This is a genomic window from Streptomyces sp. NBC_00009 (assembly GCF_045040855.1).
Taxonomy (GTDB): domain Bacteria; phylum Actinomycetota; class Actinomycetes; order Streptomycetales; family Streptomycetaceae; genus Streptomyces; species Streptomyces aureus.
Genome location: NZ_CP108312.1, coordinates 1,072,566 through 1,090,756, shown reverse-complemented (window position 1 = coordinate 1,090,756; position 18,191 = coordinate 1,072,566). Strand labels below are relative to the sequence as shown.

15 protein-coding genes and 1 pseudogene are annotated in these 18,191 nt (G+C 70.3%); 8 read left to right on the top strand and 8 right to left on the bottom strand.

What is annotated here, in order from left to right:
• Window position 1 precedes the first annotated feature (1 nt).
• A complete protein-coding gene (locus OHA58_RS04980; protein ID WP_405476803.1) occupies window positions 2-463 on the top strand; it encodes a MarR family winged helix-turn-helix transcriptional regulator in 462 nt (153 codons plus the stop codon).
• Between the two features lie 39 nt (window positions 464-502).
• Here OHA58_RS04980 and OHA58_RS04975 read toward each other — a convergent pair whose 3' ends face one another.
• Window positions 503-1,450, bottom strand: coding sequence for a DUF3048 domain-containing protein (locus OHA58_RS04975; RefSeq protein ID WP_405484789.1), 948 nt, complete (start codon window positions 1,448-1,450; stop codon window positions 503-505).
• A 163-nt stretch (window positions 1,451-1,613) separates the two neighbouring features.
• A complete protein-coding gene (locus OHA58_RS04970; RefSeq protein ID WP_405484787.1) occupies window positions 1,614-2,675 on the bottom strand; it encodes an ATP-dependent DNA ligase in 1,062 nt (353 codons plus the stop codon).
• Window positions 2,676-2,755: 80 nt separating this feature from the next.
• Here OHA58_RS04970 and ligD point away from each other — a divergent pair, with 80 nt between their 5' ends.
• Window positions 2,756-3,781: a non-homologous end-joining DNA ligase gene (gene ligD, locus OHA58_RS04965; protein WP_405476801.1), complete on the top strand. Its 1,026-nt coding sequence runs from the start codon at window positions 2,756-2,758 to the stop codon at window positions 3,779-3,781.
• Window positions 3,782-3,830: 49 nt separating this feature from the next.
• Here the strand turns inward: ligD and OHA58_RS04960 are convergent, their stop codons facing one another.
• Both OHA58_RS04960 and OHA58_RS04955 read right to left on the bottom strand, forming a co-directional pair.
• Window positions 3,831-6,032: an OmpL47-type beta-barrel domain-containing protein gene (locus tag OHA58_RS04960; RefSeq protein WP_405476799.1), complete on the bottom strand. Its 2,202-nt coding sequence runs from the start codon at window positions 6,030-6,032 to the stop codon at window positions 3,831-3,833.
• A gap of 5 nt (window positions 6,033-6,037) precedes the next feature.
• Complete coding sequence (locus OHA58_RS04955) at window positions 6,038-8,467, bottom strand: ThuA domain-containing protein (protein ID WP_405484785.1); 2,430 nt, start codon at window positions 8,465-8,467, stop codon at window positions 6,038-6,040.
• 295 nt (window positions 8,468-8,762) lie between these two features.
• Between OHA58_RS04955 and OHA58_RS04950 the strand changes: the two genes are divergently transcribed.
• The 4 genes and pseudogenes from OHA58_RS04950 to OHA58_RS04935 all read left to right on the top strand — a co-directional run bounded on the left by OHA58_RS04950 (window position 8,763) and on the right by OHA58_RS04935 (window position 11,419).
• Complete coding sequence (locus tag OHA58_RS04950; RefSeq protein ID WP_405476797.1) at window positions 8,763-9,737, top strand: multicopper oxidase domain-containing protein; 975 nt, start codon at window positions 8,763-8,765, stop codon at window positions 9,735-9,737.
• Between the two features lie 92 nt (window positions 9,738-9,829).
• Window positions 9,830-10,018 carry a lycopene cyclase family protein gene (locus tag OHA58_RS04945; RefSeq protein ID WP_405476795.1) on the top strand — a complete coding sequence of 63 codons (189 nt, stop codon included), beginning with the start codon at window positions 9,830-9,832 and terminating at the stop codon, window positions 10,016-10,018.
• 33 nt (window positions 10,019-10,051) lie between these two features.
• Window positions 10,052-10,705: pseudogene (locus tag OHA58_RS04940) on the top strand (GMC family oxidoreductase); the annotation flags it as partial.
• A 27-nt stretch (window positions 10,706-10,732) separates the two neighbouring features.
• The gene (locus OHA58_RS04935) at window positions 10,733-11,419 is read left to right on the top strand and encodes a GMC family oxidoreductase (RefSeq protein WP_405484783.1); all 687 of its coding nucleotides are present in this window, start codon (window positions 10,733-10,735) and stop codon (window positions 11,417-11,419) included.
• Window positions 11,420-11,431: 12 nt separating this feature from the next.
• On the opposite strand, the gene OHA58_RS04930 is transcribed toward OHA58_RS04935, so the two are convergent.
• Window positions 11,432-12,658: a glycoside hydrolase family 64 protein gene (locus OHA58_RS04930; RefSeq protein ID WP_405476793.1), complete on the bottom strand. Its 1,227-nt coding sequence runs from the start codon at window positions 12,656-12,658 to the stop codon at window positions 11,432-11,434.
• 315 nt (window positions 12,659-12,973) lie between these two features.
• Here OHA58_RS04930 and OHA58_RS04925 point away from each other — a divergent pair, with 315 nt between their 5' ends.
• Both OHA58_RS04925 and OHA58_RS04920 read left to right on the top strand, forming a co-directional pair.
• Complete coding sequence (locus OHA58_RS04925; RefSeq protein ID WP_405476791.1) at window positions 12,974-13,765, top strand: VOC family protein; 792 nt, start codon at window positions 12,974-12,976, stop codon at window positions 13,763-13,765.
• A gap of 105 nt (window positions 13,766-13,870) precedes the next feature.
• Window positions 13,871-14,137 (top strand): WhiB family transcriptional regulator, encoded by a 267-nt coding sequence (locus OHA58_RS04920; RefSeq protein ID WP_405476789.1) that lies wholly within the window; start codon window positions 13,871-13,873, stop codon window positions 14,135-14,137.
• Window positions 14,138-14,210: 73 nt separating this feature from the next.
• Here OHA58_RS04920 and OHA58_RS04915 read toward each other — a convergent pair whose 3' ends face one another.
• From OHA58_RS04915 to OHA58_RS04905, 3 genes are all read right to left on the bottom strand, one after another.
• Window positions 14,211-15,188, bottom strand: coding sequence for an acyl-ACP desaturase (locus OHA58_RS04915; protein WP_116507652.1), 978 nt, complete (start codon window positions 15,186-15,188; stop codon window positions 14,211-14,213).
• A 164-nt stretch (window positions 15,189-15,352) separates the two neighbouring features.
• Complete coding sequence (ddaH, locus tag OHA58_RS04910) at window positions 15,353-16,129, bottom strand: dimethylargininase (protein ID WP_405476787.1); 777 nt, start codon at window positions 16,127-16,129, stop codon at window positions 15,353-15,355.
• Between the two features lie 212 nt (window positions 16,130-16,341).
• Window positions 16,342-17,976, bottom strand: coding sequence for an ABC-F family ATP-binding cassette domain-containing protein (locus OHA58_RS04905; RefSeq protein ID WP_405476785.1), 1,635 nt, complete (start codon window positions 17,974-17,976; stop codon window positions 16,342-16,344).
• Window positions 17,977-18,191: the final 215 nt, after the last annotated feature.

The window sequence follows — 18,191 nt, the reverse complement described above, 5'->3', positions numbered from 1 at the left end:
GATGGCCGCGGTGGATCTGACCACCCACCCGGGGCACCTGGCCCGGCGCCTCCAGCAGGCGCACTACCTGCTGTGGAACACGATGGTCTCCGAGGAGATCACCTCACCGCAGTTCGCCGTCCTGAACGCGCTCGTCGCCGAGCCCGGCCTCGATCAGCGCACCGTGGGCGAGCGCGTCGGCCTCGACCGCTCGACCATCGCCGAGGTCATCAGCCGCCTCAGCCGCCGCGGACTGATCGACAAGGTGCGCGACCCGCAGGACGGCCGCCGCTCCCTGCTGCGTCTCACCGACGAGGGCACGCGCATCCACCGCAAACTGACCGTGCGCACGGCCCGGATGAACCAGATCTTCCTCGCCCCGCTGTCGGCCGACGAGCAGGCCGTCTTCTTCGACCTGATCCAGCGCGTCTCGGACGCTGCGGAAGGGCTCCGCAACCCGGCGGAGCCGCTCGCGAAGACCTGACGACGGCGCCTCGGGGCGTCCCGGTGCGATCCGGGGCTCTCACCGCTCGGCGAAGAGGACCCACACCTGTCCGGGCGCGAACGTCATGCGCTTGCCGCCGGCCGCCGTCGTGAACTGTGTGCCGTCGGCCGCCGAACGCCGCTCCCACCGCACGTCGTAGGCCCGCCCGTCCCGCAACACCGTCGCCTTGCCCGTACCCACGGTGTCGGAGAACGGTGACGTGCTTCCCGACCGGTCGTGGAACCGCGAACCGCGGACATCCACGTACTGGACCACGACGGTCGAAGCGTTCAGCGCCCCGCCGTCCGTGGTGCCCGCCCGGGTACCGTCCATCGACACCTGCCAACTGCCGCTCTGCGCCGACCAGTTGAAAGTGAAGCGGGCCGCCGGGAAGCGCACCGTGAGGGCGTTCTTCACCTGCCCGCCCGCCGGAGGGGCCCCGAACGTGACCCCGGCCGCCGCCAGCGCGCCCGCCTTCGGCGTCACGCCCAGTTTGGCGGGGCGGAGGTAGAGGTTGTGCGGCGCCGGTCTGTCGCTGCCGCGGAAGTACGCCGCGGCCGGCGCCTTGCCGGGCGGGAGCGCGTTGAGCGGGGCCTCAGCGATCAGCGGCAGGAGCTTCGACTGGGCGCCCGAGAACGCGAGCGCGGGGCGGTCGAACTGCCGCAGCAGTTCGAGATCGGTCTCGCGGGCGCTGCGCACGGGGCCGACCACGGGCGGCAGCCGGGTCGCGTACACGGCCATCAGCCGGCTCAGGCCGCTCTCCACCTGCTCGGCGTAGATGATGTCTGCCCGGCCGATGCCGGTCTGCGGGCGCGCCGGACCCACGTTGTCGATCTTCACTGCGAGGACGGGGCCAAGGGCTCCCTCGCCGGTGGGGCTCGCGGAATGGCCGTCCGGCGGATGCCCGTCGCCCACGGTGCACCCGGCGGCCGTCGCAGCCAGGACCATCGCGACGATCGCGGCCCGTCGCACACGCGTCACCCGCATCGGTCGTATACCCACGCGGGGGTGATACCCGCCCGGCGGCGGATCGATCAGTTCCGGTCGAACATGTTCGAAAACGTGGCGGTGCTCGCGTAGGCGGAGCCGGTGCTTGCGTGAGCCGACGCCCGTGTCAGCCGACGCCCGCGTGAGCCGACGCCCGTGTCAGCTAACGCAGGACATCCGCCAGGTCGTACCGGACCGGCTCGTCCAGCTGTGCGTACGTGCAGCTCTCGGGCGTCCGGTCCGGGCGCCAGCGGCGGAAGCGGGCCGTGTGGCGAAAGCGCGCGCCGTTCTCCATGTGCTCGTACGCCACCTCGGCGACGAGCCGCGGTTCGAGCGGCACCCACGAGAGGTCCTTCTTGCCGGTCCAGCGGCTTGTCGCCCCGGGCAGCCGGGCCTTCTCGTGCGCCGACTCCTCGGTCCACGCGGCCCACGGATGGTCCTGCGCCGACTCCAGCCGCAGCGGCTCCAGCTCCGCGATCAGTTCCGTACGCCGCTTCATCGTGAACGCCGCGCACACGCCCACGTGCTGGAGAACGCCCTCGTCGTCGTACAGGCCGAGCAGCAGGGAGCCGACCACCGGGCCGCTCTTGTGGAAGCGGTAGCCGGCCACGACACAGTCCGCGGTCCGCTCGTGCTTGATCTTGAACATCAGGCGTTCGTTCTCGCGGTAGCGCAGGTCGAAGGGCTTGGCGATCACTCCGTCGAGGCCCGCGCCCTCGTACTGCTCGAACCACGTCTGCGCCAACTCCGCGTCGGTCGTCGACGGGGCCAGGTGGACGGGCGGCGTCGCGCCCGACAGCGCCTCGGCCAGGCGGGCCCGGCGGTCCACCATGGGCGTGTCCATCAGCGACTCGTCGCCCAGGGCCAGTACGTCGAACGCCACGAACGACGCCGGGGTCCGCTCCGCCAGCGTCTTGACCCGGGACGCGGCCGGGTGGATGCGTTCGGTGAGTGCGTCGAAGTCGAGCCGGCCGTCCCGGGCGATCACGATCTCGCCGTCGAGGACACAGCGCTCGGGCAGCCGGTCGAGGAGGGCTGCGACCAGCTCGGGGAAGTAGCGGGTCAGGGGCTTGCCCGTGCGGCTGCCGATCTCCAGGTCGGCGCCGTCCCGGAACACGATCGCGCGGAAGCCGTCCCACTTCGCCTCGTACTGCATCCCCGGCGGGATCTTCGCGACGGACTTGGCGAGCATCGGCTTCACGGGCGGCATCACCGGCAGATCCATGACCATGAGCCGATTCTGACGCGATACGCCCCCATCCGCCCGGTATGCGCAAGTCGGCCGATGCGCCTAGCGTGGCCCGCATGGGCAAGTCGAACGGCGCGGCGGTGGAGCTGGAGGCGGGGGAGCGGACGGTACGCCTGTCCAGCCCCGACCGGGTCATGTTCCCGGAGCCCGGCTACACCAAGCTCGACCTCGCCCGCTACTTCCTCTCCGTCGGCGACGGCATCGTGCGCGCCCTGCGCGACCGCCCCACCACCCTCCAGCGCTACCCCGAGGGCCTGGACGGCGAGTCCTTCTATCAGAAGCGCGCCGCCAAGAACATGCCCGACTGGATCCCCACCGGCACCATCACCTTCCCCAGCGGGCGCCACGCGGACGAGATGTGCCCCACCGAGATCGCCGCCGTCATCTGGGCGGCCCAGTACGGCACCCTCACCTTCCACCCCTGGCCCGTCCGCCGCGCGCACCCCGACCACCCCGACGAGCTGCGCATCGACCTCGACCCGCAGCCCGGCACCGACTACACCGACGCCGTCCGCGCCGCCCACGAGCTGCGCTCCGTCCTCCATGACTTCGGCGGCCTGCGCGGCTGGCCCAAGACGTCCGGCGGCCGCGGCATGCACGTCTTCGTGCCGATCGCCCCGCACTGGACGTTCGTCGAGGTGCGCCGCGCGGCCATCGCCTGCGGCCGCGAGCTGGAGCGCCGTATGCCGGACCGCGTCACCACGGCCTGGTGGAAGGAGGAGCGCGGCGAGCGCATCTTCGTCGACTTCAACCAGACCGCACGCGACCGCACCATCGCCTCCGCCTACTCGGTACGGCCACGGCCGAACGCCCCCGTCTCCGCGCCGCTGCGCTGGGACGAGGTCGACGACGCGCGCCCGGCCGACTTCGACATCGGCTCCATGCCGGCCCGCTACGCCGAACTCGGCGACGTCCACGAGGACATGGACGAGCACGCCTTCCGGCTCGACGCGCTCCTCGAACTCGCCGGCCAGGACGAACGGGACCGCGGCCTCGGCGACATGCCGTACCCGCCCGAGTACCCGAAGATGCCGGGCGAGCCCAAGCGGGTACAGCCGAGCCGGGCCAGACACGAGGACTGACCCGGCTCGACGTGCTCAACTGCCTTACGAATACTGCGAATACCGCCTGTTACAGCTCCTTGATGCGGATGTCCCGGTACGAGATGACGTCCGTAGTGCTGTGCACCTGGAGCCCGACATAGCCGGAGGAGAACCGCCGGCCGTCCGTGCCCGGGTCGTCCCCGCGCGGCGGCTCGAAGACCTGCCCGCCGGTGTTGTCGAACTCGTTGATCAGGACGCCGTTGCGCAGGATCGAGAAGTGCTGGCCGACCACCCGGATCTCGTAGTCGTTCCACGTGCCCTTCTGGGTGACGCCCGCGCCCGCGAGACCCACGCGGTCGAAGCCGTAGATCGAACCGGTCTTGTACATGTCGCCGTCAGGACGGTCGAGGACCTGCACCTCGTGCCCGTACTTGATGGCGACCCACTCCGGCCGCGACTCCTCCGGGTGGTCGTGGACCCACGGGAAGCGCACGAAGACACCGCCGTTGGCGTTGCCCGTGCCCGGCGCGTCGTCCCGCCACTGGAGCTTCAGCGAGAAGTCGCCGTACTTGCGCTGCGGGAACCACAGCATGCCCATGCCCGCCACCGTGGTGCTGGAGGTGATCGAGCCGTCCTCGTTCAGGCCGAACTTGCCGCCGCCGACCTGCTCCCACTTGGCGAGCGAGTCCTGTGTGCCGTCGAAGATCTTGCGGTAGCCCTCGGTCTGGCCGGGCTTGCCGATCCCCGACTGCCTGGCGGCGCGGTTGATCTTGTTGTACTCGCGCTGGTCGATCACGCCCTCTTTGAGGAGCTTGTCGGTGACGGTCTTGACGTGCTTGAGGAAGAGGGCCTGCGAGGTCCACTCCCGCTCGTCCTCGATCAACTCGTTGATCCGGCACCGGTTGTTGGTGACCCGGTTCGGGATGCCCGTGTCGACCGTGCCGACGATCACCGTCAACCGCTCGTCGAATTCGGCGCAGTTGGGCGCCGGGACCCCGCCGCCCGTGGTGACCGTGAAGGCCTCCGACTTCGCCGCCGACGTGTTGCCGGCCTTGTCGCTCGCCCGGTACGCGACCGTGTGCGCGCCCGCCCGGTCCACCACGACCGGCGCCGTGTAGGCGAGGTAGGGGCCCGCGTCGAGCGAGTACTCGATCTTGTCGACGCCCGAGTCGGCGTCCGTCGCGGTGACCGTCACCTTGGCGCTCGTGATGTACGCGCCGTTGGAGTCCTTGTCGCCGTCGACCTTCGCCGTCACCTCGGGCGGCGTCCTGTCCTGGACGGGCGGGGCGACCACGGTGAAGTCGACCGACTTCTCGGCGGCCTGGTTCCCCGCCTTGTCGGACGCCCGGTAGCGCACGGTGTGGGCGCCCACCTCGTGCACCATCACCGGTGAGGTGTACGGCTGCCAGGCTCCGTCCGAACCCACCGCGTACTCGATGGAGTTGACGCCGGATCCGGTGTCGGAGGCCGTCACCGTGACGGTCGCCATCGAGAGGTACTCGCCCTTGTCGTTCTTCTCGCCGCTGACCGTCGCCGAGGTCTCCGGTGGCGTCTTGTCGTCGGTCGGCGGGGCGACCACCGTGAAGTCCACCGACTTCTCGGCCGCCACGTTCCCCGCCTTGTCGGACGCCCGGTAGCGGATCTTGTGCGCCCCGACCTGGTCGACGACCACCGCGGTCGTGTACGGCTGCCAGGCGCCGTCGGCGCCCACCGCGTACTCGACCTTGTCGACACCGGAGCCCGCGTCCGTCGCCGTCACACTGACCGACGCCGAACCGACGTACTCCCCTTGGGCGTTCTTCTGCCCGTCGACCTTCGCCGAGGTCTCCGGCGCGGCCGTGTCCTCACCGCCGCCCTCGGTCACGACGAGGATGCCCTGCATGGCCCCGTGGCCGGGGATCGTGCAGTGGTAGAAGTAGCGGCCCGGCGTCAAGGTGACCTCGACCGAGTGCTTGCCGCCCTCACTGTCGTTCGGGTTGGCCAGGATGTTCACCGACACGTCGTTGTTGTACTCGGGGTCCGACGTGTCGAACGTCAGCGTGTGCGGCATGCCCATGGTGTTGCCGGTCGCCGCGCTGTTCTCGAAGACGATCGTCGTCGCGCCCGCGACCGCTGTCGTCGGCGCCGAGGCGTACTTGGTGATGTCGTCGCTGCCGGTCCAGTTCAGGACCTGCTGCGCGGCGGCGACCGGGGCGTCCTGCCCGAACGCGACGGGGGAGCCGAGTCCGAGCGTCATCAGCAGGGCGGCGAACAGCGCCGTCCACAGTCTTCGCCGGTTCTTGCTGCGCATCCTCATCACTGCGCCTTCCTGGCCAGGTCACCGGCCGCAGGGGTCGCCTCGCCGCCCGTGTAAGTCACCTTCCACAGGGCTGACTTGGCGTCCGAGGTGAAGAAGCCGCGGCCGTAGTCGAGGACGTAGAGCGCGCCGTCGGGGCCGAACTTCCAGTCCATGAGGTTCTTGATGCCGTCGTTGCCGACCGGCACGATCTTCTTGAGGTTCTCGGCGTGCACCGGGATGCCGCCGTCGCCGGCCGTCTTCGGGTCGGTGATCACCGCGTGCCGCGGCTGCGTGGCGTCGTAGAAGTCACCGACGAACCACTTGCCGTCCCAGTAGCTCGGCCACTTGTCGGCGTTCGGGACGGACGCGTCGTAGCGGTACACGGGACCGTCCATCGCGGCCTGGCCGCCGCCCTTCAGCCACGGCAGGAGGTACTTGGCCTCCTCCTTCTTGTACGAGGGGATGCCGTTGGCATCGCGCGGGTAGTCGGGCGCCCCGCCCTGCGGCGAGTACCAGATGTTGTTGCCGGTGACCGGCGGGAGGTTGACGAGGCCGTCGTTGTTCGGCGACTCGTTCTTCGGGTGGTCGCAGTCGTACCAGCCGAGCGGCTTCGTCGGGTCCGGCAGATTGCGGTCGCGGTAGGGCTGCTTGTTGCCCATGCAGTACGGCCAGCCGCGGTTGGACGCCTTGGTGATGACGGCGAACGTGTCGTACTTCGCCGGACCCCAGGTCGTCGACGGCTCACCGGCGTCCGGGCCGACCCAGCCCGCGTACAGCGTGTCGGTCTTCTTGTCGACGGAGATGCGCGCCGGGTTGCGGACGCCCATCACATAGATCTCGCCGCGCGTCTTGCCGCCGCCCTCGGCTGTCTCCTTGCCGGTGAAGAGGTTGCCCTCCGGCAGCGTGTACGTGCCGTCGGCCTCCGGGTGGATGCGCAGGATCTTGCCGTTGAGGTTGTTCGTGTTGCCGGCGGTGCGGCGCGCGTCGGCGAACGAGACGCCCTTGTAGTTGGGCTCGGGGTTGTTGCCCGAGTAACCGTCGCTGAAGCGGCTGGAGTTGTTGTCACCGGTCGCGATGTACAGATTGCCCTTGGAGTCCCAGGCCATCCCGCCGCCCGCGTGGCAGCAGCTGTGGATCTGCACCGGCCACTTGAGCAGCACCTTCTCGCTGCTCATGTCCAGCTTGTTGGTGTTCAGGTCGAGCGTGAAGCGCGAGACGCGGCGCTCGGCCATCTGCTTGTCGCGGTCGATCTGCGAGTGCGGCGTGTAGTGCAGGTACACCCAGCCGTTCTGCTCGAACTTCGGGTCGAGCTCGATGCCGAGCAGGCCCTCCTCGACCTTGACCAGCTCGTCGCCGCCGCCCTTGTTGCCGAAGACGGTGAGTGCCCCTGCCTGCGTCACCGTCTTGGTCTTCGGGTCGTACACGTGGATCTCGCCCTTGCCCTTGCCGACATCGGGGTTGTTCCAGTCGGTGATCACCGGCTGCGAGGAGTCGGCGCCGCCGCGGCCGATGTAGAGGACGCGTCCGTCGGGCGCGGTGACCAGGCCGTGCGGCTCGCCGATCTGGTCGTTCTGGCCGGCCTGGTTGGGCTGGGTGAGGCGCTCCGCCTTGTAGTTGGAGTCGATCGCGGCCTTGCAGTCGGCGCGCACGATACGGCTCGTCCACAGCAGGGCGCCGCGCAGATGCGACTGGAAGTCCACCTCGTCGTAGCTGGAGGCCGTGCCGCCCATGCCGGTGTAGAAGGAGCGTCCGCCGTCGTAGTCGCGGCACCAGGACACCGGGTGGTCCGCGCCGTTGGCGCTCGCGCCCGGCTGGTACGTCGACTCGCGGACCCGGGCCACGGTGTGCACCGAGCCGGACGGGTTCTTCACCCAGTTCAGCCACTGGTCGGGCCGCTTCCACTGCACGGGAAGGTCCTTGGTGGCCGGATGCTGACGGTCACCGACCTCGACGGTGGCCCGCTGGACGTTCGCCGGGCTGGAGTCCGCCGGGCGCGCGCCGATCAGGCCGGTGAACCAGTCCGAGTACGGCTCGGCGCGGGCCGCGTCATGGATGCCGACGAATCCGCCGCCGGCCTCCATGAACGACTCGAGCCCCGCCTCCTGGTCCGGGTCGAGCACGTCGCCGCCGCCGGTCAGGAAGACGACCGCGTTGAAACGGCCGAGCTTGGTGGCGTTGGTGAACACGGACGCGTCGTCCGTCGCCGTGATCTTGAAGCGCTGGGCGGCGGGGCCGCTCTGGCCGATCTTCTCGATGGCCGCGATCCCCGCGTTCACCACCGGTGACTCGTCGCCGCCCGCGGCGGAGCCGTAGTACACCAGGACGCGCACGTTCGCCCCGCCGGGAGGTGACGGCAGGGACATCGTTGTCACGGATGGTTCGGGGAACGGACGCGCGCTGGCGGCGGGCCCGGTGAGGAGTCCGGCGGCGACCGCCCCGGACGCCAGGACCGCGGCGACGGCGCGGCGTCGTCTGCGTCTGTCTCTGTCCAACCCTCTTACGTCCAAGGGTTTTTGATGCGGCGTGGACCGCATGAGTTCACCCACCCCTCGTCGGTCACAGGTACGGCGCGGACGAAGCTAGACCTCTTTTCGCGGCTCGCCAATAGGTATGGCCGCAATGGCACGAACTTTGTCCTGAGTGTGGATAAACGAAGATCACCCGGTTACCGTCTCTCTGGCCGTCACGAGAGGCACTGGTGGCACGTCCGCGTAAGTCCCGTACGAGGGTGGGGAGTTCGGCATGGACAGACGCAGCTTCAACCGGCGGGTGCTGATGGGCGGGGCCGCCGCCGTGACGACCGCGACATCGTTGTCGCTCATCGCGGCGACGGATGCCGCCCCCGCGGACGGCCCGGTGCGCACGGCCCCGGCCGGCGGTGAGGTCAAGCACATCAAGATGTACGCCGAGAAGCTCGCGGACGGGCAGATGGGCTACGGGTTCGAGAAGGGCAAGGCATCCGTACCCGGCCCCCTCATCGAGCTCAACGAAGGCGACACGCTGCACATCGAGTTCGAGAACACCATGGACGTGGCGGCCAGCCTGCACGTCCACGGCCTCGACTACGAGGTCTCCAGCGACGGCACCAAGCTCAACAAGAGCGACGTCGAACCCGGCGGCAAGCGCACCTACACCTGGCGCACGCACGCCCCGGGCCGGCGCAAGGACGGCACGTGGCGCGCGGGCAGCGCGGGGTACTGGCACTACCACGACCACGTCGTCGGCACGGAACACGGCACCGGCGGCATCCGCAAGGGCCTGTACGGGCCGGTGATCGTCCGGCGCAAGGGCGACGTCCTCCCGGACACCACGTTCACGATCGTCTTCAACGACATGACCATCAACAACAAGCCGGCGCACGAAGGCCCCAACTTCGAGGCCACGGTGGGTGATCGCGTCGAGATCGTCATGATCACGCACGGCGAGTACTACCACACCTTCCACATGCACGGTCATCGCTGGGCGGACAACCGCACGGGCATGCTCACCGGCCCGGACGACCCGAGCCAGGTCGTCGACAACAAGATCGTCGGCCCCGCGGACTCGTTCGGCTTCCAGATCATCGCGGGCGAGGGCGTCGGGGCGGGCGCCTGGATGTACCACTGCCATGTCCAGAGCCACTCCGACATGGGGATGGTGGGGCTCTTCCTAGTGAAGAAGGAGGACGGCACCGTCCCGGGCTACGAACCGCACCACCCGGCGGGTCACACCGGCTAGGAGTCGTACCGAGGGTACGCGACGGGTGTACACCTCCGGGGAGGACGGGGATCATCTCACCTTGACCCCAACCACCCACCCCGGGAGTCGAGTTGAGCAAGGACAGCGAGTACGACTACGTCATCGTCGGGGCCGGGTCGGCCGGCTGTGTGCTGGCCGCGCGGCTGTCGGAGGATCCGGCCGTGCGCGTCGCGCTCGTCGAGTCGGGCCCGCGCGACCGCAAACCCGAGATCCGCATCCCGGCGGCGTTCCCGAAGCTGTTCAGGACGCCGTACGACTAGGACTACTCGACGTCCAAGCAGTCCGCGCTCGACGGCCGCGAGCTGTACTGGCCGCGCGGCCACACCCTCGGCGGCTCCTCCTCGATGAACGCCATGATGTGGGTGCGCGGCCACCGCGACGACTACGACGCGTGGGGCGAGGCGGCCGGCGAGGAGTGGTCGTACGACCAGCTCGCGCGCTACTTCCAGCGCGCCGAACGCTGGGCGGGCACCCGGCGCGCCGACTCCCCGCACGGCACCCAGGGCCCGCTGTGGATCTCCCCGCCCCGCGACCCGAACGTGACGACGTCCGCTTTCCTCGACGCCTGCCGCGCCGCCGGTCTGCGCGAGCTGGCGGAGCTGAACCACGAGGACCACGGCGGCTTCGCGCTCACCCCGCTCAATCAGCGCCGCGGCCGCCGGTGGAGCGCGGCCGACGGCTATCTGAAGCCGGCCGCGCGCAGGCCCAACCTGCACATCCACACCGAGGCCCGGGTCACCCGCCTCGACTTCGACGGCACCCGCGTGGCCGGCGTCGTCGCCGAAGGAGTCCCCGGCATCCTGCGGGCGCGCCGCGAGGTGATCCTCAGCGCGGGCGCGATCGGTTCACCGCAGCTGCTTCAGCAGGCGGGCGTCGGTGACCCCGAACAGCTCGCCGAGGCCGGGATCGACGTCCGTGTCGCGTCTCCCGACGTGGGCCGCCACCTCCAGGACCATCTCTCCTTCGCCGTCACGATGCGCTGCCCCCGGCCCGTCACCCTCACCGGCGCGGACTCCCTCGCCAATGTCGGCCGCTTCCTGCTGGCCGGCCGCGGACCGCTCACGTCGAACGTCGGAGAGGCGGTCGCCTTCATCAGGACGCGCCCCGAACTGGCCGCCCCCGACATCGAGTTGATCTACGCGCCGGTGCCGTTCGTCAACCACGGGCTCACCCCGCCCGTCGAGCACGGCATCACGATCGGCGTCGTCCTGCTGCAGCCCGCGAGCGAGGGCAGCATCACCCCGGGCGGGGCGGACGCCTCGGCGCGGCCGCTGATCGACCCCGGCTACCTCACGCGCGACGAGGACCTGCGCACGCTCATGGCCGGAGTGCGCCGCGCCGAGGAACTCCTCGCGGCCAAGTCGCTCGCCCCGTACACCGACGGGCCCCTCGGGCCGTACCCGGGGGCCGTCGGCGACGAGGAGCTCGCACAGGTGATCCGCGCGGGCGCCGAGACGCTCTACCACCCCGTCGGCACGTGCCGCATGGGCGCCGACGAGGGCTCGGTGACGGACCCGCGCCTGCGGGTCAGGGGCGTCGAGGCCCTGCGCGTCGTCGACGCGTCGGTGATGCCGCGCATCACCCGCGGCCACACCCACGCCCCGACCGTCGCCCTCGCGGAGAAGGCGGCAGAGCTCATCCGCGAGGACGCCGGGGCATGAGCCGCCCGGGACCTACGATCCGACGCTGACGGTGAAGCGCCGCGGGTTCCCGTCGTGCGCCGCGCCGGACACGTCCGGCTGCCCGTCGGGACGCACGTCGTCGTACGGGAAGGCGTACCCGATGGGCGAGTTGGCGTGCACGACCCGCGACCAGTGGTTGGTGACGCCGCCCTGGTAGTAGTCGGCCGTCGTGGTGCCGTTCGGCTGCTCGGGGTGGGTCAGCATGATGCTCCGGTTGAACCCGGCGGCGAGACGGGCGAGGAGGCCCTTCTTGTCGTCGGGGTCGCCCGGGTTGTTGGTGAACGGGCCGTGGTTGCAGGTGAAGATGTCCTTCGAGGCGGGCTTGGGGAAGCTGTGCCCGCCGTTGAAGGTGAGCGTGTCGCCGCTGACGCGACCGGTGAACACGCCCCGGCCGCCCTGGAGGTCGATCTTCAGGTCGGTCGTGCGGTACTTCTCCCAGACCTGGTCGACATAGCTGCCCCAGACGTCCCTGAACGGCATCTGGTCGGGGCGGTCGAAGTACGGGGCCATCAGGTTCTGCGGCGAGATGACGCGCAGGACCTTGCCGTCGCCGCCGCGGATGACGAGCTTGTCCCAGGGCTGCCCGTCCTTGGCGGTCTGGGCCGCGAGATCCGCGGAGATCTTCTCCACGGCGCCGTCCGGGAGCGGCGCGACGGTGTGCGTGGCGTCGCCCTCCAGGGTCAGGCCGATGGGCAGGGCGGTCACCAGGTCGACGTAGCTGATGTTCGCGTACAACTGGTCGGAGTTGAAGGTGAATTCGCAGAACGACCAGGTCTTCCCGTAGTTCGCGTCGGTGGAGGTCGCGAAGGCCGGCTCGACGAGCGAGGGGCCCGGGTTGAGGAAGAAGTCGAGCGTGTTGTCGCGTACGAAGTAGACCCGGGCGCCGTACATCTGAGGGAGCGTCAGGACCTTCGGCGCCGAACCCGCGGCGCCCAGGGAGATGGCGCAGTCGACGGGCAGCGGGGTCTGCGGCGCTGATGGCGAGTCGGGGTGGTAGACCCCGCCGTCGGGCTTGAGCAGCACCCAGCGGTCGGTGCCCTGCTCGTGGCCCGTGACGTAGGCGCGCACGGTGCCGGGCAACGACTTGTTCTGCAGGGCGAGTTCGCAGGTGGCGGGGGCCGCCTTGGCGTCCGGGCTGAGGGCGCTGCCCCAGGCCGGGTAGGTGAGTGCGGTGGCGGCCGTGGCGGCGCCGGTCAGGAACAGTCTGCGCGATATCACGGAGGACTCCTGAGGTGTGGGGGAGCCCCACTGTTGCGAGTGCGGCGCGACGGGTCAAGACTTGTGACGGGGAGCGCTCCCATTTCAGTGGACCGTTCAACTCTTGGCGATGGCTGACGTGGTGGCTGACGCCATGGCTGACGCGATGGGTGGGCGGTGGCTCGGCGATGGCTGCGCGGTGGCTCGGCGTCGGCCAGGTGGCCGTCCGGGGCGGTGGCGGCGTTTGGAACGGCCATTGTCAGTGCGCGGTGCCAGACTCGGTGAGGCAGACAGCGGGACCCCTGCAAGGGGGGCACCCTCAACGAGGAGGGCACCATGCTCACCACCCGTTTCGTCGACGGCTCGCCGAACTGGCTGGATCTCGGAACCCCGGATCTCGACGCCGCCGTTTCCTTCTACAGCGCACTCTTCGGCTGGCAGTTCCAGTCGGGCGGCCCCGAGGTCGGCGGCTACGGCCTGTTCCAGCTGGACGGCAGGAGCGTCGCCGGCGGTGTGAAGGTCACGCCCGACCAGGCCCCGCCGTCCTGGACCGTCTATTTCCAGACGCAGGACGCGGACGCGACCGTGAAGGCCGCCGAGCAGGCCGGCGGATCCGCGCCGTTCCAGACCATGGACGTGCTGGACCTGGGCCGCATGGCCGTCATCGCCGATCCCGCGGGGGCCACGTTCGGCCTCTGGCAGCCAGGGCGGAACAAGGGCCTGGATCTCGCCACGGAGGACGGCTCGCTCAACTGGATCGAGCTGTACACCCCGGACGTCGCCATGGCGAAGGACTTCTACGGCTCGGTGCTCGGCTGGGGCACGTTCGACGTGTCGTTCCCCGGCGGCACGTATGTGACGGTGAACCCGGCAGGCACGAGCGAGGACGATATGTTCGGCGGCATGGTCACGCTGGGCGACGACCCGTCCGAGTCCGGCATCGGGGCGCACTGGACGCCGTACTTCCATGTGCCGGACGTCGACGCGATCGCCGCCCGGACCCAGGAGCTCAGGGGTAAGGTGCGCTTCGCGCCCACGAGCCTGCCGGGTGTCGGCCGCATCGCCAAGCTCACCGACCCGCAGGGCGCCCGCTTCGCTGTGATCAAGGGAGACCCGGACCAGACCTGAGCCGGGTCGGGCCCAGCCCGGCGGGCACAGGTCGCGATCCGCCCGGCGCGCCGCGTTGATCAGTCGTTGATCGTCTGTTTTTCGCCACGCGGCACGATCTGCGGCATGTACTCGAACCACACGCTGCGCCCCGTGACGAGCGCTCCCGTGACCCCCGTCCCCTCATGGCAGGACGAGGCGCTGTGCGCCCAGACGGGCGCCGACTTCTTCTTTCCCGAGCCCGGCAGCTCCGTGCGCGAGGCGAAGAGCATCTGCGGCCGGTGCGAGATGCGCTCCGCCTGCCTGGAGTACGCACTCGACAACGACGAACGCTTCGGCGTCTGGGGCGGCCTCTCCGAGAAGGAGCGCCACCAGCTGCGCCGCCGCGGCTGAGCGGGCCACGCGCCCGTGACGCGGCACGCCCCGGGCGCGTGGCCCGGGGCGTGCTTGCGTGACGGGGGGCGGGTCAGCCGGCGGCGCGGGCCGCCATGCGGGCCTTGCGGGCCGCCAGCTTCTCGTCGAACTTGGCGGCCTCGCTGTCCAGGCCGCCCATGTACAGACCGAGCTCCTCCTGGGCCTTGAGACCCTCCGGGCCGAGCCCGTCGATGTCCAGGACCTTCAGGAAGCGCAGCACGGGCTGGATCACGTCGTCGTGGTGGATGCGCATGTTGTAGATCTCGCCGATGGCCATCTGGGCGGCGGCGCGCTCGAAGCCGGGCATGCCGTGTCCGGGCATCCGGAAGTTGACGACGACGTCGCGCACGGCCTGCATCGTGAGGTCGGGGGCGAGCTCGAAGGCCGCGCCGAGCAGGTTCCGGTAGAAGACCATGTGCAGGTTCTCGTCGGTGGCGATGCGCGCCAGCATGCGGTCGCAGACCGGGTCGCCCGACTGGTGGCCGGTGTTGCGGTGCGAGACGCGGGTCGCGAGCTCCTGGAAGGCGACGTACGCGACCGAGTGCAGCATCGAGTGCCGGTTGTCGGACTCGAAGCCCTCGGCCATGTGCGCCATGCGGAACTGCTCGAGCTGGTCCGGGTCGACGGCGCGCGAAGCCAGCAGGTAGTCGCGCATCACGATGCCGTGGCGGCCCTCCTCGGCGGTCCAGCGGTGCACCCAGGTGCCCCAGGCGCCGTCGCGGCCGAAGAGGGAGGCGATCTCGTGGTGGTAGCTGGGGAGGTTGTCCTCGGTCAGCAGGTTCACGACGAGCGCGATCCGGCCGATCTCGGTGACCTTGGACTGGTCCTTCGCCCAGGCCTCGCCGTCCTCGAAGAAACCGGGGAAGTTACGGGCGTCGGCCCACGGCACGTACTCGTGCGGCATCCAGTCCTTGGCCACCTTGAGGTGCCGGTTCAGTTCCTTCTCGACCACTTCCTCCAGCGCGTACAGCAGCTGGGCGTCGGTCCAGGTGGAGGACGAGCTGCCGAGGTGGGGAGAGGTGATGGTCACGAGGGCTCCAGGGGGGACGGGAGTAGTGCGAGGAGACGAATCGCAGGCACGAGCGGTTGTACCTACGGTGTCGTAGGTTACGTTGCCGTAGGTTAAACCCTCTGTAAAGGGCCCCCCGGAACTGCCCCCTCCGGTCTCAGTGGCCTCCATGGCTTCATTGCGCCTCAGGAGTGCAGCTCGCGGAGCCTGACTGAGAGGCACGTCACACAGCCTTCGAGCTTTTCGAACTCGCCGATGTCCACCAGAACCGGCTCCAGACCGAGATCCGAGTAGAGCTCCGCAGTCCTCGGCGCGCTCGCCGCCATCAGGAGCTTCCCGCCGCCCAGGAGCACCACATGAGCGCCGGCCTCCTCCGGGACGGGCAGGAATCGCGGGAAGAGGGACGGCACGTCCACCATCGGCTCGTGCCCGACGACCGTGCCGTCGGGCAGGGCCGTCACCGCCGACTTCAGGTGCAGCACCTTGCTGACCGGTACGGCGACGATCCGCGCGCCGAGCGGCTCGAACACGGCCCGCAGCTGCCGCACGCCGTCCGCGTTCGTGCGCCCGCCGCGTCCGACGTAGATCGTGTCGCCGACCTTCAGGACGTCGCCGCCGTCGAGCGTGCCCGGCTCCCGCACCCGGTTGACGGAGCAGCCGAGCCGGGCCACGGCCTCCTCGACGCCCGCAGTCTCCCCGCGCCGGGACGCGGCGCCGGGCCGGGTGATCAGCGCGACGTTGCGGTACATGACCACCGCGTCCTCGACGAAGACCGCGTCGGGGCACTCGTCGGCGGCCCCGACCTCCACCGTCTGCCAGCCGTGCTCCCGCAGCGCCGCGACGTAGGCCTCCCACTGCGTGAGCGCCCGCTCCGGATCGACGGGTGTGCGCTCGACATGCGTGACGAGCCCGTCCGTGAGGCGGGGTCCCGGGCGGCGGATCAAGGCCTTCTGGCTGGGCACGGGCGGCACTCCTCGGGGCTTGGGCGGCGGTTCCACGTGCTCGGAGGGCTCGTGGGCGGACTGGGGCGAGCTCTTCGGGCGGGGCCGGTGCGCGACGGTCCGGCGCGGACATCATGCACATCCCGGCCCCGGCGACGGAATCCCCTGCCGGACCCGGCTCCCGCCCCCGCCGCCCGCACCCGGTCCCGCCCCGCCGCCCGCCCTCGGCGCGGCTATCCGCCGTATCCGACCTCCCCCTTCGTGATGTCCCGGAGCCGGCCTCCCTCCATGAGCAGCGTCCGCGTGACCCCGATGGACTTCAGGAACGGCAGGTCGTGGCTCGCCACGAGCAGCGCGCCCTCGTAGGACTCCAGGGCCGTGGTCAGCTGCCGGACGCTCGCCAGGTCGAGGTTGTTCGTCGGCTCGTCGAGCATCAGCAGCTGGGGTGCCGGCTCGGCGAGCATCAGCGCCGCGAGGGTCGCCCTGAACCGCTCGCCGCCCGAGAGGGTCGCCGCCGCCTGATCGGCCCGCGCCCCCTTGAACAGGAAGTGGGCGAGACGCGCCCTGACGCGGTTGTTCGTCGCCCCGGGAGCGAACCGTGCCACGTTCTCGGCGACGGTGAGCCCCTCGTCGAGCACGTCGAGCCGCTGCGGCAGGAAGCGCAGCGGGACATGCGCCACCGCCTCGCCCGCAACGGGGTCGAGGTCACCGGAGATCGTGCGCAGGAGCGTCGTCTTGCCCGAACCGTTGCGCCCCACGAGCGCGATCCGCTCCGGGCCGCGCACCTCGAACTCGCCCTTCACGCAGGCTCCGTAGGCCATCCGCAGCTGACTCAGCGTGAAGACGGAACGGCCGGGCGGCACCGCCGTGTGCGGCAGATCGACGCGGATCTCGTCGTCGTCACGCACGGCGTCCACCGCCTCGTCGAGGCGCTCCCTCGCCTCGGTGAGCCGGCCCTCGTGCAGTTGGCGGTGCTTGCCCGCGGAGACCTGGGCCTGCCGTTTGCGCTGGGCCATGATCGCCTTGGGCTCGCGCTTGGTGTCCCACATCTTCTGCCCGTAGCGCTTGCGCCGGGACAACTTGACCTGGGCGTCCGCCAGTTCACGCTTCTGCTTCTTCAGGTCGGCGTCGGCGACCCGCACCATGCGCTCCGCCGCCTCCTGTTCGGTCGCGAGCGCCTCCTCGTACGCCGAGAGGTTTCCGCCGTAGCGGACGAGGCCGCCCGGGCGCAGATCGGCGATCTGGTCGACCCGTTCGAGGAGTTCACGGTCGTGGCTGACCACGACCATGACGCCCGGCCACGCCTCGACGGCCGCGTACAGGCGCCTGCGTGCGGCCAGGTCGAGGTTGTTCGTCGGCTCGTCGAGCAGCAGGACGTCGGGGCGGCGCAGGAGCAGCGCGGCGAGGCGGATCAGTACGGACTCGCCTCCCGAGAGCTCGCCGACGGTGCGGTCGAGACCGATGCGGCCCAGGCCGAGCCCGTCCAGGGTCGCGACGGCGCGCTCCTCGACGTCCCAGTCGTCGCCGACCGCGGTGAAGTGCTCGTCGCGTACGTCGCCCGCCTCGATGGCGTGCAGCGCGGCCCGGGCACGGGCGATGCCGAGGGCCTCGTCCACGCGGAGCGAGGTTTCGAGGGTGACGTTCTGCGGCAGGTAGCCGATCTCGCCCGACACCTTCACCGTGCCGTCGGCCGGGGCGAGTTCTTTGGCGATGAGCTTCAACAGCGTTGATTTCCCTGCACCGTTGAGGCCGATGAGCCCGGTCCTGCCGGGGCCGAACGCGGCCTGGAGGCCGTCGAAGACCCGTGTGCCGTCGGGCCAGGCGTAGGTGAGGGAGGTGCAGGTGACGGATGTGGGGGAGGTAGACATACGGGCCTCGCGGTCGCTCGGTGGGAACGGTGGGCAACGCGTCGGGACACCGCGGGCGACGACAGCCGGAAGCAACGAGAGCGCATGGGGCGCGAAGGACGGTCCTGCGCCGGATTCCGGCAGGAGGACGGCTCGATCATCCGAGGTCGCACACGCAGGACACGTGGGGCACCGGTGGGGTGCGGCCGCGTGACGCGGTGTCTCAGAACCTCAGA

What these genes read in the sequence shown, in the direction of transcription:
- OHA58_RS04980 (WP_405476803.1), top strand. Translation starts at nt 2, where the DNA reads ATGGCCGCGGTGGATCTGACCACCCACCCGGGGCACCTGGCCCGGCGC.
- OHA58_RS04975 (WP_405484789.1), bottom strand. Translation starts at nt 1,450, where the DNA reads ATGCGGGTGACGCGTGTGCGACGGGCCGCGATCGTCGCGATGGTCCTG.
- OHA58_RS04970 (WP_405484787.1), bottom strand. Translation starts at nt 2,675, where the DNA reads ATGGATCTGCCGGTGATGCCGCCCGTGAAGCCGATGCTCGCCAAGTCC.
- ligD (WP_405476801.1), top strand. Translation starts at nt 2,756, where the DNA reads ATGGGCAAGTCGAACGGCGCGGCGGTGGAGCTGGAGGCGGGGGAGCGG.
- OHA58_RS04960 (WP_405476799.1), bottom strand. Translation starts at nt 6,032, where the DNA reads ATGCGCAGCAAGAACCGGCGAAGACTGTGGACGGCGCTGTTCGCCGCC.
- OHA58_RS04950 (WP_405476797.1), top strand. Translation starts at nt 8,763, where the DNA reads ATGGACAGACGCAGCTTCAACCGGCGGGTGCTGATGGGCGGGGCCGCC.
- OHA58_RS04935 (WP_405484783.1), top strand. Translation starts at nt 10,733, where the DNA reads ATGCGCTGCCCCCGGCCCGTCACCCTCACCGGCGCGGACTCCCTCGCC.
- OHA58_RS04925 (WP_405476791.1), top strand. Translation starts at nt 12,974, where the DNA reads ATGCTCACCACCCGTTTCGTCGACGGCTCGCCGAACTGGCTGGATCTC.
- OHA58_RS04920 (WP_405476789.1), top strand. Translation starts at nt 13,871, where the DNA reads ATGTACTCGAACCACACGCTGCGCCCCGTGACGAGCGCTCCCGTGACC.
- OHA58_RS04905 (WP_405476785.1), bottom strand. Translation starts at nt 17,976, where the DNA reads ATGTCTACCTCCCCCACATCCGTCACCTGCACCTCCCTCACCTACGCC.